This window comes from Cedecea neteri, assembly GCF_000758325.1.
GTDB lineage: Bacteria > Pseudomonadota > Gammaproteobacteria > Enterobacterales > Enterobacteriaceae > Cedecea > Cedecea neteri_B.
Map to the genome: position 1 here is coordinate 513,553 of NZ_CP009459.1, position 13,919 is coordinate 527,471.

The 13,919-nt window shown below is 54.3% G+C and carries 10 protein-coding genes and 1 tRNA gene; 6 read left to right on the forward strand and 5 right to left on the reverse strand.

Annotated elements, in window-relative coordinates; genetic code table 11:
• Positions 1 to 4: 4 nt before the first annotated feature.
• Both dptF and LH86_RS02435 read right to left on the reverse strand, forming a co-directional pair.
• Complete coding sequence (dptF, locus tag LH86_RS02430; RefSeq protein WP_039298063.1) at positions 5 to 1,654, reverse strand: DNA phosphorothioation-dependent restriction protein DptF; 1,650 nt, start codon at positions 1,652 to 1,654, stop codon at positions 5 to 7.
• Between the two features lie 333 nt (positions 1,655 to 1,987).
• Positions 1,988 to 2,072: transfer RNA gene (locus LH86_RS02435), tRNA-Leu, on the reverse strand.
• A 206-nt stretch (positions 2,073 to 2,278) separates the two neighbouring features.
• On the opposite strand from LH86_RS02435, the gene LH86_RS02440 reads away from it, so the two are divergent.
• Positions 2,279 to 3,337, forward strand: a complete 1,059-nt coding sequence (locus LH86_RS02440; protein ID WP_039298065.1) for a Gfo/Idh/MocA family protein — start codon at positions 2,279 to 2,281, stop codon at positions 3,335 to 3,337.
• Between the two features lie 82 nt (positions 3,338 to 3,419).
• Complete coding sequence (gene ahr, locus LH86_RS02445; RefSeq protein WP_039298069.1) at positions 3,420 to 4,439, forward strand: NADPH-dependent aldehyde reductase Ahr; 1,020 nt, start codon at positions 3,420 to 3,422, stop codon at positions 4,437 to 4,439.
• Positions 4,440 to 4,471: 32 nt separating this feature from the next.
• On the opposite strand, the gene LH86_RS02450 is transcribed toward ahr, so the two are convergent.
• On the reverse strand, positions 4,472 to 6,112 hold the full coding sequence (locus LH86_RS02450) for a dihydroxyacetone kinase subunit DhaK (protein WP_039298071.1): 1,641 nt from the start codon (positions 6,110 to 6,112) through the stop codon (positions 4,472 to 4,474).
• 136 nt (positions 6,113 to 6,248) lie between these two features.
• On the opposite strand from LH86_RS02450, the gene LH86_RS02455 reads away from it, so the two are divergent.
• Both LH86_RS02455 and LH86_RS02460 read left to right on the forward strand, forming a co-directional pair.
• The gene (locus LH86_RS02455) at positions 6,249 to 7,751 is read left to right on the forward strand and encodes a helicase HerA-like C-terminal domain-containing protein (RefSeq protein ID WP_039298073.1); all 1,503 of its coding nucleotides are present in this window, start codon (positions 6,249 to 6,251) and stop codon (positions 7,749 to 7,751) included.
• Positions 7,752 to 8,044: 293 nt separating this feature from the next.
• Positions 8,045 to 9,274, forward strand: coding sequence for an amino acid permease (locus tag LH86_RS02460; protein ID WP_039298075.1), 1,230 nt, complete (start codon positions 8,045 to 8,047; stop codon positions 9,272 to 9,274).
• Positions 9,275 to 9,376: 102 nt separating this feature from the next.
• Here LH86_RS02460 and lptG read toward each other — a convergent pair whose 3' ends face one another.
• Positions 9,377 to 10,456, reverse strand: coding sequence for an LPS export ABC transporter permease LptG (gene lptG, locus LH86_RS02465; protein ID WP_039298078.1), 1,080 nt, complete (start codon positions 10,454 to 10,456; stop codon positions 9,377 to 9,379).
• Positions 10,457 to 11,557 carry an LPS export ABC transporter permease LptF gene (gene lptF, locus LH86_RS02470; RefSeq protein WP_039298080.1) on the reverse strand — a complete coding sequence of 367 codons (1,101 nt, stop codon included), beginning with the start codon at positions 11,555 to 11,557 and terminating at the stop codon, positions 10,457 to 10,459.
• 274 nt (positions 11,558 to 11,831) lie between these two features.
• Here lptF and pepA point away from each other — a divergent pair, with 274 nt between their 5' ends.
• Both pepA and LH86_RS02480 read left to right on the forward strand, forming a co-directional pair.
• The gene (pepA, locus tag LH86_RS02475; protein WP_008460793.1) at positions 11,832 to 13,343 is read left to right on the forward strand and encodes a leucyl aminopeptidase; all 1,512 of its coding nucleotides are present in this window, start codon (positions 11,832 to 11,834) and stop codon (positions 13,341 to 13,343) included.
• Positions 13,344 to 13,458: 115 nt separating this feature from the next.
• Positions 13,459 to 13,917 (forward strand): DNA polymerase III subunit chi, encoded by a 459-nt coding sequence (locus LH86_RS02480; RefSeq protein WP_039287963.1) that lies wholly within the window; start codon positions 13,459 to 13,461, stop codon positions 13,915 to 13,917.
• Positions 13,918 to 13,919: the final 2 nt, after the last annotated feature.

Genomic DNA, 13,919 nt, shown 5'->3' on the forward strand with positions numbered 1-13,919 from the left:
TATGTTATCCCTCCATGTAGCTAATTGAAATTATGTCGTCATCTGCTTTTGCACGATAAACCATGGACCTACCATCGTAGAATTTTATGTCACTACTAGACTTAGCCTGTTCAGTAATTAACTCAACTAGCTCATCCAATAGGACTATGGCATTTTTATCGTATTTATTCGGGCGATATCCATTGTTCAACTTATGCAAAAGTTCAAAGAGGTTGAGCCCAATACGAATAGGAGGAAGAGAGTGCTGTCCAACTTTTAAATATATATCAAAACCAGTTGAAAGGGTCGTATTCTTATTACGGATCGCGTCCCAGTCAGGCTTTAATTCTACTGGTGCAGTTATTTTAACCCCACCAAATTCGCCCAAAAAAAACTCTTCTTTTTGCATACTTAATTCCGGTGCTTTTCGGTTGGCATAGCGTTGAATAGCAGCGATAAGTTCAAAAGTATAGAAGCGATTCAGTAATTTTTTTTGTTCAGGGGCTGCAGTATAATTTCTATGCAGACGCCAGATTTCTGAGTAATGTTCAAACAACGATTCTTTAAAGAATTCTGAAAAATTATGGTGATAGTCATTTCCCAATAATTCATGTTGCAAAAGCCAAAAAAGCCGGATCAATGAGGTTGCATCACCTGGCTTAACGCACTGGCGATCAAACTTAATGTACAACGTATCAAGTGCGACTAAAAAATCATCGAGTTCTGCATCGACCAGCCCAAGCTCATAGCGTAAAATAAACTGATCAAGCTCATAAGTATGCAATCTAGCGGGATCGAAATCAGATACCTTTTTAATCAGATCATTTTCTACACCAGTGAAAAGATTATCAAATAAGTAACCTGGCCCCATCAGCAGATGATGTAGAAAATCTAATAGAGTTCTGGTTGTTACAAACTGGTCTTTAATTAATCGGGCTTTGAATAGCTGCGTAATTAAAATATTCTGTACACCAGGCAAGCAAAGCAATTTAAAGTTTGCGACTTCTTTTAGATCTGGATTAACTGACTCATCGCTCCGAAAGATAAACTGAAATAAATTATTATCATCATCGCGAGTTAAATTATCTAATAAGCTTTTAATAAATGGTGAATAGTTTTTATTTTCGTCAAACTGGAATTTAGGGTAATGTTCAAAATCAAAAAAAGAACAATTCTCGTTACGGTAAGGACGGCTTGCATCCTGCTGCCCTGATAAAAATGAGTCAATTGCAGACCGGATCACCTTATGGCATTCAGCACCTTCTCGGGCAAAGTTAGCAAGCATTCCGGTGTTGATGCCAATGAGCAATGGAGATGACTGCTGATGATGATTAGCAAATAACTCATTCAAAGCATCAATGGCCGATTGTCGAGGGGCAAAGCTATGAGTGGCATCCAGATGAAAAATAAATCTCCGCTGATAACGCGGATCTGACTGACAGCGGGTTAAAATCTCGGATTTTCCGTCCCCGCTACTACCACACAAAAAAATGATTTCACCGAGTTTAGCAACATCCAGATAGCGTTGTAATTCGGTTTCAATCTCTTGTTTAACAAAAAGTTGTTCCTTTAACTGATCGAAATCATTCTTTTGTCGATCTGTCACCGTAGTAACTGAAAACGAAGATGACTTCGCAAGTACACCTAACGCTTTACGTAATGTGATCGCGCTCATAACTTCATGTTCTCTAAAGTAAGAATTAGCCTATTTTATACGAGCTAATTAATGATCTCCATAGAACTTTTACTTGATTCATTACAGAAAACCACTAATACCTTGAACATTAAAAGTGATATTTATAATTTCTATTACTGCGGAAATTATTATGTAATTACTAGCACCAACTACTAATTTAAGTAGTTGACTTTCTGAAGTCACACATAACCATTACTTATCGAACACACTAGTTAAGAATAATTATTTCCAGTGTAATAATAAAACAAGGATAATTTCTAATTCTCAGACACAAAAAAAGCCACCCGTAGGTAGCTTTCATTTGCATATCGATGGTGCCGAAGGCCGGACTCGAACCGGCACGTATTTCTACGGTTGATTTTGAATCAACTGCGTCTACCGATTTCGCCACTTCGGCACTGAAGGGGTATGCGGAAACGCTGTGGATTATACCTGTCGCTGGCGGCCTTGCAAGCGGCGCTGTGCGTAAGTGGCGTTAAGTGCTGAATTTTTCAGCGGCCTGCCGTTTTCTTCCCAGTCACTTCTATGAACAACTCTGCGGTTTACATTCCCGCTCGTTTGCGATGTGATTTGCTTTCAGCCTGGCCACCCAACGGAGCCCCCATGCCCAATCCCAACCCCACATCCCCCATGCGCGTCGCTATCATCGGGCCGGGGCAGATCGCCGAGAACGTGCACGCGGCTTACTATGCGACTAATCCTTCTCTGGTGTTAGTGGCGGCCTGCGGACGCGATCTGGCGCGTACTCGGGCATTTGCGGATAAGTTAAATATTCCCTCTGCATACGACGATGTCGGGCAGATGCTGCGTGAGGCGAAGCCGGAGATCGTCAGTGTTTGCTCGCCCAATATTCTGCACTTCGAGCATGTGATGCAGGCGCTGGAGGCGGGTTGCCATGTGCTCTGCGAGAAGCCTCCGGCGATGACGGTGGCGCAGGCAGACGAGATGCGGCAAGCGGCGCAAAAGGCCAACCGCGTGCTGGCCTACAATTTCCATCATCGCTTTGCGCTGGACAGCGCCCTGCTGCGCGAGCAGGTTCAGGCCGGGGCGCTGGGGGATGTCTATATCACCACGGCCAAAGCGCTGCGCCGCAGCGGCGTGCCGTCGTGGGGAAATTTCATCAGCAAGGATTCGCAGGGCGGCGGCCCGCTGATCGATCTCGGCATTCATATGCTCGACGCCGCGCTTTACGTGCTCGGCTTCCCGAAGGTGACGCGGGTGATGGCCCACAGCTTCCGCAGGCTGGGCAACACCAAAAACAGCGGCCAGTTTGGCGAGTGGGATCCGGCGCTTTATACGGTTGAAGACGCGCTGTTCGGCGTGGTGGAGTTCGAGGGCGGCGGCATTCTACGTTTAGACACCTCTTTTATTCTCAACGTGGAAGAAACCTCGCAAATGAACGTTGAATTCTGCGGTGAACGCGCCGGTGCCAGGCTGTTCCCGACCCATATTTATCACGACCGCGACGGCAAGCTGGAAACGCTCCAGCGCCGGGAGACAGCCGACGATCGCCGCCATTTCCGCGCCATGGAAAGCTTTGTCCGCCACGTTCAGGGCGAGGCGGCTATGGTGGCCGATGCCGAACAGGGTTATGTCGTGCAGCAGATCGTCGCCTCGCTCTACGCTTCGGCGGAACAGGGCGGCGGCTGGGTAACGCTTTAGTCCGGCAGGGCACATTCCACCAGGTTCCAGTCTCGCCCAATGTTCTAAACTGGTTGCAGAGCCCAACACAGAGGAAGAGCGAATGTCTGTTATCAAAAGTTATGCCGCGCCAAAGGCCGGTGCGGAGCTGGCGCTTCAGGATTTCGACGCGGGGGATCTGCTGCCGGAGGATGTCGAGGTTAAGGTCGATTATTGCGGCATCTGCCATTCCGATCTGTCGATGATCGACAACGAATGGGGGTTCTCGCAGTATCCGCTGGTTGCCGGGCATGAGGTGATTGGCCGCGTGCATGCGCTGGGGTCGGCAGCACAGAACAAAGGGCTAAAAGTCGGCCAACGCGTCGGCATCGGCTGGACGGCAAGAAGCTGCGGCCACTGCGATGCGTGTATCAGCGGCAGCCAGATCAACTGCCAGCAGGGCAGCACCGCAACCATTATGAATCGCGGCGGCTTCGCCGATAAAATTCGAGCAGACTGGCAATGGGTTATCCCGCTACCGGACTCCATTGATATCGAGTCCGCCGGGCCGCTGCTGTGCGGCGGTATCACGGTGTTTAAACCGCTGCTGATGCACCATATCACCGCCACCAGCCGCGTGGGCGTGATCGGCATCGGCGGCCTCGGACATATCGCCATCAAGCTGCTGCATGCCATGGGCTGCGAGGTGACGGCGTTCAGCTCTAACCCATCCAAAAAAGAAGAAGTGCTGGCGATGGGCGCGGATAAAGTGGTGAACAGCCGCGATCCGGCCGAGTTAACCGCGCTGGCAGGCCAGTTTGATCTGATTATCAATACTGTCAACGTCGACCTGGACTGGATGCCGTACTTCAAGGCGCTGGCGTACGGCGGCAACTTCCACACGGTTGGCGCGGTAATGAAGCCGTTCGAAGTCCCGGCCTTCACTCTGATTGCCGGGGACCGCAGCATCTCCGGGTCGGCAACCGGCTCCCCGCCCGAGCTGCGTTCGCTGATGAAGCTGGCGGGCCGGACGAAGGTGCAGCCGCAGATCGAGCTGTACCCGATGTCGAAAATCAACGAAGCCATCAGGCATGTGCGCGACGGCAAAGCACGCTACCGCGTGGTGCTGAAAGCGGATTTCTGATGTAAGAAAGGCTCCCGAGGGAGCCTTTTTAGTTACTTCACCAGCCCGGCAAATACCGCCGCCACGGCGACCGCCCCTGGATCTTTCACCCCATCGAGGTTGTCGCTGTTCACATAGGACGAGCGCCCGGCGTTGGCTTTTTGCATCTTCGCCGTATCATTCGCGCCCTTCTCTGCTGCCTTCGCGGCGGCGTTCAGGTCTTTATCCCTCAGTGCTTCGAGCGCAGGCTGCAGGGCGTCGATTAACGTTCTGTCGCCCAGATCCGCCCCGCCGTAGCGCTTCATCTGCGCCAGGCCAAACAGCAGGGACTCCGCCAGCGGCTGCTTCTCACTGACTTTTTGCCCGGCGGCGGTGAAGAAGATCGACATCAGCACACCGCTGGAGCCGCCCATCACCGTTGCCAGCCGCTCGCCCACCAGCCCCAGCAGCGCGGCGGCGTCGTTCAGAGGCAGCTTGTCTTTATCGTTCAGGTGGACGATGTCGCGCGCACCTTCGGCAAAGGTTGAGCCGGTATCGCCGTCGCCCACTTTGGCGTCCAGCGCGTTGAGGTGGTTTTCCTGAGCGATCAGCGTTTGGGTCACGCTTGCTACCAGGGCTTTCACCTCATCGTTGGCAGAAGGTTTTACCGCGTGGTCTTCACGGATAACCGCCTGCTTCTGCTCCGGCATCTTGTGGTATTTCACCATCGGCTGCCAGCCTGCGGTTTCCACGTCAGATTCAAGCGCCTGAATAAAGTCCGGGCTCAGCTTAATGGCGGAGAGCGAGAAGCCTTTCATGTCCAGGGCGCTGACCAGCGGCGCGGGGCCGATAAGATATTTGATCTGCGAACCGAGATCCGAATGCATCAGCTCTTTGGTCAGCAGCGCCATTTCCAGCGAGGAAACGCCGCCGAGATTGTTGATCAATACCGCCAGGTCGCTCTCTTTGCCCGTCGCTTTGCGAAGGTGCTTCACCAGCGTGGCAATCACTTCTTTGCTGTTTTGGGTGTCCACCGTGCTGGCACCCGGCTCGCCGTGAATGCCCAACCCAAGCTCGACATGGCCGCCTTTAATGCGCCCTTCTTCTTCCTCGCTGCCCGGCAGGTTGCAGGTTTGCATCGCCACGCCCATGCTGGCAATGCTGTCGCAGGCTTTCTGCGCGATGTCCCGCACGTCGCCGAGAGATTTGCCCTGCTCTGCAGCATGGCCCGCAATTTTGTGGACTAATGCCGTGCCGGCGATGCCGCGCGGCTGTTTGTTGCCCGGCAGTGAGATGTCGTCGCCGACGATCACCATCTCGACCTTCAGCCCGTGCTTTTTGGCTTTCTCGGCGGCCAGGCCGAAGTTCAGCCTGTCACCAGTGTAGTTTTTGACGATCAGCAGGCAACCGCGATCCCCGGTCACGCCGACGATCGCATTCAGCACCGCATCCACGCTCGGGGAGGCAAACAGGTCGCCGCACACCGCCGCAGTCAGCATCCCTTTGCCAACGAAGCCCACGTGCGCCGGTTCATGGCCGGAGCCGCCGCCGGAAATGATCGCCACTTTGCTTTTGTCCCAGTCACTGCGGGCCACCACGCGGATGGCCGGATCGATATCCAGCCGCACAAGGTTGCGGTAACGGGAACTGACAATGACGCCTTCGATGGCATCGTTAACCAACTGCTTGCGATCGTTATAAAAGAATCTGGACATAGCTTTCCCTGGTTGTGTAAGAGATCAGCCAAGCATAGTCCTTTGCCGGGCCGAGGGGGTAAACCTGGGAAGATCCTGATGCTCAATTCGTGCGGAAGGCTATGCTTTAGACAAATGTTGCCACAGGGAAACGCTCATGACTGAACCACTGCTGATTGCCAGAACCAAAGAGACTGAACTGCATATTCTGCCCAACATGGCGAACCGCCACGGGTTAATCACCGGCGCAACCGGGACGGGCAAAACCGTGACGTTGCAGAAGCTGGCTGAGTCCTTCTCAGAGATTGGCGTGCCGGTGTTTATGGCCGACGTGAAGGGAGATTTAACCGGCGTGGCCGAAGAAGGTACCGAGTCTGAGAAGCTGCTCGCCAGGCTTGCCAATATCGGCGTGACGGACTGGTCACCGCACGGCAACCCGGTGGTGCTATGGGATATCTTCGGCGAGAAAGGCCATCCGGTTCGCGCCACCGTCTGCGATCTTGGGCCTTTGCTACTGGCGCGGCTGCTGAACCTGAACGACGTGCAAAGCGGCGTACTGCAGATCATTTTCCGCATTTCGGACGACCAGGGCCTGCCGCTGCTGGACTTTAAAGATCTGCGCGCCCTGACCCAATACATCGGCGATAACGCCAAAGCCTTCCAGACACAGTACGGCAATATCAGCAGCGCTTCCGTCGGCGCCATCCAGCGCGGGCTGCTTTCTCTTGAGCAGCAGGGCGCGGAGTATTTCTTCGGCGAGCCGATGCTCGACATCAAAGACTGGATGCGTACCGACTCAAACGGCAAAGGGATCATCAACATTCTGTCGGCGGAAAAGCTCTACCAGATGCCGAAGTTGTACGCCGCCAGCCTGCTGTGGATGCTGTCTGAACTTTACGAGCAGTTGCCGGAAGCGGGCGATCTCGACAAGCCGAAGCTGGTGTTCTTCTTCGACGAAGCGCACCTGCTGTTTAACGACGCCCCGCAGGTGCTGCTGGATAAAATCGAGCAGGTGATCCGCCTGATCCGTTCCAAAGCCGTGGGCGTGTACTTTGTGACGCAAAATCCGTCCGATGTGCCCGACATCGTACTCGGCCAGCTCGGTAACCGCGTCCAGCACGCTCTGCGCGCCTTTACGCCCAAAGACCAGAAGGCGGTGAAAGCGGCGGCACAGACTATGCGGGCGAATCCGGCTTTCGATACCGAAAATGCTATTCAGGAGCTGGGCACCGGCGAGGCGCTAATCTCCTTCCTCGACGCAAAGGGCAGCCCGACGATGGTCGAGCGCGCGATGGTGATCGCCCCTTGTTCGCGCATGGGGCCGGTAACGGACGACGAGCGTAACGGCCTGTTGAATCACTCCCCGCTGTACGGCAAGTATGACGAAGTGATTGACCGGGAGTCGGCCTACGAGATCCTTCAAAAAGGCGTACAGGCCGCGGGAGAGCAACAGGACTCGCCGCCGGCCAAAGGCCAGAGCGTGGCGGTGGATGACGGGATCCTCGGCGGGCTAAAAGATATTCTGTTCGGTAGCACCGGACCTCGAGGCGGCAAGCGCGACGGCGTGGTGCAGACTATGGCGAAGAGCGCGGCGCGGCAGGTGACGAACCAGATTATTCGCGGCGTGCTGGGCAGCATTATGGGAGGGCGTAAGCGGTAGTTTCTGCGATTTCCCCCTCACCCTAACCCTCTCCCTCAAGGGAGAGGGGATCTTTCTCTTTCTACCCGTTCAATTGCGCCATTGTTTCTTTCCTCCTCTCCCTTCCAGGGAGAGGGGACATTCCTTTTTCTACCCGTTCAGTTGAGCCATTGTTTCTTTCCCCCTCTCCCTTCCAGGGAGAGGGTCGGGGTGAGGGTAATAACCCCTGCAATAACAGCCACATGACTCACCAGGCCTGTTTTGTGCTAGATTACGCCGGTTTTTGGAAATCAGTCAGAAGAAAAGATTAAATAATGCGCAAATTCTGGACAAAAGAAGAAACTTTGTGGAGTTTCGCCTTATATGGTACTGCCGTTGGCGCAGGAACCCTTTTTCTCCCCATTCAGCTCGGCTCCGCCGGCGCCATCGTTCTGCTTCTCACGGCATTGATTGCCTACCCGCTGACCTACTGGCCGCACCGGGCGCTGTGCCAGTTTATCCTGTCGGCAAAAACCCCAGGTAGCGGCGGCATCACCAGCGCCGTGACACACTACTACGGCAAAACGATCGGCAACCTGATCACCGGGCTCTACTTCGTCGCGTTCTTCGTGGTGATCCTGATTTATGCCGTCGCGATTACCAACTCGTTGATAGAGCAACTGGCCAAACACGGGCCGATTACGACCACAATCAGAGTGCTGGTTAGCCTCGGCGTCGTGGCGGCGCTGAACCTGATCTTCCTGATGGGGCGACAGGTGACCATCAAAGTGATGGGGTTCCTGGTTTTCCCGCTGATTGCTTACTTCCTGTTTTTATCCCTCTATTTGACCAGCAGCTGGCAGACGTCTTTGCTGACCGAGGGCTTAGTCCTCGACCGCCACGCATTGGGTGAGATCTGGATGTCGATTCCGGTGATGGTCTTCGCCTTCAGCCACACGCCCATTATCTCTACTTTTGCCGTCGCACAGCGTGAAAGCCACGGTGAAGGCGCGATGAATAACAGCAAGAAAATCATGCGCGTCGCTTACTTTGTGATTTGCTGTAGCGTGCTGTTCTTCGTGTTTAGCTGCTTCCTGTCGATTCCAGCTCAGGACATTACGGCCGCGAAGGCTCAGGGCCTGACTATTCTGTCCGCGCTGTCGATGGTGCCGGGCACACCCGCCTGGCTGGGCATTTCAGGCTTTGTCGTCGCGATTGTGGCAATGTCCAAGTCCTTCCTCGGCACCTATTTTGGGGTGATTGAAGGGGCGACAGCGATTGTTAAGTCTACGCTGGGTGCGGCAGGTATGAGCCGAAGCCGGGCTTTCTGCCGGGCACTTTCTATTACCCTGATTTCGCTGCTGACCTTCGTGGTGTGCTATATCAACCCGAATGCGCTGGCGATGATTTATGCCATCAGCGGGCCGCTTATCGCCCTGATTCTGTTTATTATGCCAACCCTGTCGACCTATCTCGTGCCCGCGCTTAAGCCATGGCGTTCGCTGGCTAATCTGCTGACGCTGATTATCGGGATTCTGTGCGTATCGGTGATGTTTATTCACTGATTTCCCTCTTCGAGAGGGAAAGTGGCAAAAGGCAAGAAAAGCAGGAGAGTATCAGTCAGATCCCCTCTCCCTTTTAGGGAGAGGGTTAGGGTGAGGGTAAACTTATCCCGCTCTTTTCGTCAGCATCCAGAGGCTGATCAGCAGGAAGGTCACGCTTGGCAGCAGCGCCCCGATAATCGGAGGAATGTTATATACCAGCGTTAACGGGCCAAATACCTGGTCCAGCACGTAGAAGATAAAGCCGAAGCTTATCCCCGTCACCACTCGCACCCCCATCGGCACGCTACGCAGCGGGCCAAAGATGAACGACAACGCCATCAGCATCATCACCGCCACCGAAACTGGCGCGAAAATCTTGCTCCACATATTCAGCTGGTAGCGTCGGGAGTCCTGGCCGCTGGTTTTCAGGTACTTGATGTAATCATACAACCCACTGATTGACAGCGAATCCAGATCCAGCGCAACCACACCAAGCTTGTCCGGCGTCAGGTTGGTTTTCCATTCCCCACTCACGGTTTGTGACCCAGTAATCTGCTTAGGATCGGAGAGGTTTGACTCATCAACCTGCGACAGACGCCAGACTTTATGCTCCGCGTCATACTTCGCTGCCGCGGCATTACGTACCGATAGCAGGCGTCGCTCGCCGTTGAAATGGTAAATCATGATGCCGGCAATTTCTGTTTCGTTATTGACGTGATCGATATACACGAAGTCATGGCCGTCTTTCGCCCAAATGGCGTTGGTGGTGGACAGCAGTGAGCCGCCAAGCAGCATTTGTGCGCGGTAATTACGCGCCATTTGGTCGCCCTGAGGGGCAACCCATTCGCCGATGGCCATAGTCAGCAGAACCAACGGGATGGCGGTTTTCATTACCGAAGAGGCGATTTGCATTCGGGTAAACCCTGATGCCTGCATCACCACCAGCTCACTGCGCTGGGCAAGCATCCCCAGCCCCAGTAGCGCACCCAATAACGCGGCCATCGGGAAGAAGATCTGCACATCTTTTGGCACGCTGAGCAGAGTGTACAGCCCCGCCCCCGCCGCGGAATAAGAGCCCTGGCCAGTCTTCTTCAACTGGTCAACGAACTTAATGATCCCCGACAGCGACACCAGCATAAACAGCGTCATCATGATGGTGTTTAAGATGGTTTTACCGATGTAACGGTCAAGTACACCAAACATTTAAGCCGCTCCTTTATAGCTAAAGCGGGCACGCACTCTGCGCATCGGTACCGTATCCCACAGGTTCAGGGCAATGGCCAGCGCCAGATACGCCAGGTTGACCACCCACATCCAAATCATCGGATTCAGCTTTTCGTTTGATCCGCTGGAGCGCAAAGAGCTTTGTAGCAGGAAGAAGACCAGATAGAGCAGCATAGCTGGAAGCATCGACAGCACGCGCCCCTGCCGCGGGTTCACCACGCTTAAAGGGACCACCATCAGGGCCATAATCACCACCGACATGATCAGCGTCAGCCGCCAGTGCAGCTCGGCACGCGCGGAGGGTTCAGGGCTTTTCCACAGTCCGGTCATGCTCATTTGACTGATATCAGATGGATCAAGCATTACGGCCTGATGGCCTACCACGGCCTGATAATCTTTAAAATCAGTTATGCGGAAATCACGCAGCGTCGAGGTCCCCTCAAAGCGGGTGCCGGTATTTAACTTCACTATCTGCGTGCCGTCCGGGTGCTGGAAGATTTGGCCTGAGTCCGCGACCACAACAGAAGGACGCGTAGTGCCTTTAGGGCGTACCTGAGCAAGGAAAACATCTTTGAACTCTTTCCCCTGCACGCTTTCGATAAACAGCACCGCGCTACCGTTAGTCGCGACCTGGAACTGCCCTTGCGCCAGAGCAGCCATACCAGGGTTCGCTCTGGCTTCAGCCAGCACTTCATCTTGATGACGAGCCGACCACGGGTTCAGCCACATCACGTTCACGGTAGCCACAATACCGGTGAAGAGTGCGAGAACCATCGCGGCTTTGACCAGTACTGCTTTACTCAGACCGCAGGCATGCATTACCGTGATTTCACTCTCGGTGTACAAGCGGCCGAGCGTCATCAGTAAGCCGAGGAAAAGACTCAAGGGAAGGATTAGCTGCGCCATTTCAGGTACACCTAAACCCAGCAAGGATAACACCAGATTTGTCGGGATTTCGCCGTCAGCAGCAGCACCGAGGATCCTGACCAGCTTCTGAGCAAAGAAAATCAGCAGCAGGATGAAAAGGATCGCCAGCTGGCTCTTAAGCGTCTCCCGAACCAGATACTTTATGATAATCACATTAAATACACCTGTAGAAACGAGTCTTTTTGCAGGAAAATCGCTTGTTTCATCGCTTATACGTCATTTATTCTCTTTAATCGTCGAAAACATCGCTAAGATTAGATAGCCCGGCGAACTCGCATCACGGGACGATGTTCAGACAAAATAGAAAACGTAAATCCATTCGTTAAGATTAACACGAAGTCATCGCAACAGCGGAGATGAGTTACGAAAGCTTGCAATATTAGCCTGTAGCCCCCGTCGTTGTCTTTAAGATTCAGGAGCGTAGTGCATGGAGTTCAGTGTAAAAAGCGGTAGCCCCGAGAAACAGCGTAGTGCCTGCATCGTTGTGGGAGTCTTTGAACCGCGTCGCCTGTCCCCGATCGCAGAACAACTCGATAAAATCAGCGATGGCTACATCAGCGCGCTTCTGCGCCGTGGTGAGCTGGAAGGAAAACCAGGGCAAACCTTATTGCTTCACCACGTACCGAACGTGCTGTCTGAACGCATTCTGCTGATCGGCTGCGGCAAAGAACGCGAGCTTGATGAGCGCCAGTACAAGCAGGTGATTCAGAAAACCATCAACACGCTCAACGACACCGGTTCAATGGAAGCCGTTTGCTTCCTGACCGAACTGCACGTCAAAGGCCGCAACACCTACTGGAAAGTGCGTCAGGCTGTTGAGACAGCTAAAGAGACGCTGTACAGCTTCGATCAGCTGAAAACCAACAAAACCGAACCCCGCCGCCCGCTGCGTAAAATGGTGTTCAACGTGCCAACTCGCCGCGAGTTGACCAGCGGTGAGCGCGCCATTCAACACGGCCTGGCTATCGCTTCCGGCATCAAAGCCGCGAAAGATCTCGGCAACATGCCGCCAAACATCTGTAACGCCGCTTACCTGGCTTCTCAAGCTCGTCAACTGGCGGACTCGTTCAGCAAAAACGTGGTCACCCGCGTGATTGGCGAACAGCAGATGAAAGAGCTAGGCATGCACTCCTACCTCGCGGTAGGCGAAGGCTCTCAGAACGAATCGCTGATGTCGGTGATTGAATATAAGGGCAATGCGTCCCCGGATGCTCGTCCGATTGTGCTGGTCGGCAAAGGCTTAACCTTCGACTCCGGCGGTATCTCCATCAAGCCTGCCGAAGGCATGGATGAGATGAAGTACGACATGTGCGGCGCGGCTTCCGTGTACGGCGTGATGCGCATGGTTGCTGAACTGAACCTGCCGGTGAACGTGATTGGCGTACTTGCCGGCTGTGAAAACATGCCTGGCGGTCGCGCTTACCGCCCGGGTGACGTGCTGACGACTATGTCCGGCCAGACCGTTGAAGTGCTCAATACCGATGCCGAAGGCCGTCTGGTCCTGTGTGACGTGCTGACCTACGTTGAGCGCTTCGAACCAGAAGTGGTTATCGACGTCGCGACGCTGACCGGCGCCTGCGTAATCGCCCTCGGCCACCACATCACCGGCCTGATGTCGAATCACAATCCGCTGGCGCACGAGCTTATCAGCGCGTCTGAACAGGCGGGTGACCGCGCATGGCGTCTGCCGCTTGGTGACGAGTATCAGGAGCAGCTGGAGTCCAACTTTGCCGATATGGCAAACATTGGCGGTCGCCCTGGCGGCGCGATTACTGCGGCATGTTTCCTGTCCCGCTTTACCCGCAAGTACAACTGGGCTCACCTGGACATCGCCGGTACCGCCTGGCGCTCCGGCAAGGCAAAAGGCGCAACTGGCCGCCCAGTGGCCCTGCTGTCTCAGTTCCTGTTGAACCGTTCCGGGTTTAACGGCGAAGAGTAAGCGAGATGCTTTACCCTCAACCTGGACGGGCATAAAACCCCGTTTGATTCCCTCGCCCCTTTGGGGAGAGGGTCAGGGTGAGAGGCAACAACATTCAACTTAACAAGCTGGTCTCATGAAAAACGCAACGTTTTACCTGCTGGATAACGACACCCATGCCGAAGGGCTAAGTGCCGTGGAACAGCTGGTGTGCGAGCTGGCTGCGGATGGATTCCGTGCAGGCAAGCGGGTGCTGGTCGCCTGCGAAAACGAACAACAGGCTATTCGCCTCGACGAAGCGCTCTGGCAGCGAGATGCCCAGGCATTCGTCCCGCACAATCTGGCTGGGGAAGGCCCGCGCTACGGCGCGCCGGTTGAGCTGGCATGGCCTCAGCGCCGCGGCAGCGCCCCCAGGGATTTGCTGATTAGCCTGCTGCCACAGTTCGCAGATTTTGCCACCGCTTTCCTGGAAGTGATAGACTTCGTACCTTACGAAGAATCCCAGAAACAACTGGCCCGCGAGCGCTACAAAGCGTACCGCGTTGCCGGTTTCCACTTGACTACGGCGACCTATACCCCGCCGGGAACGACATAGCA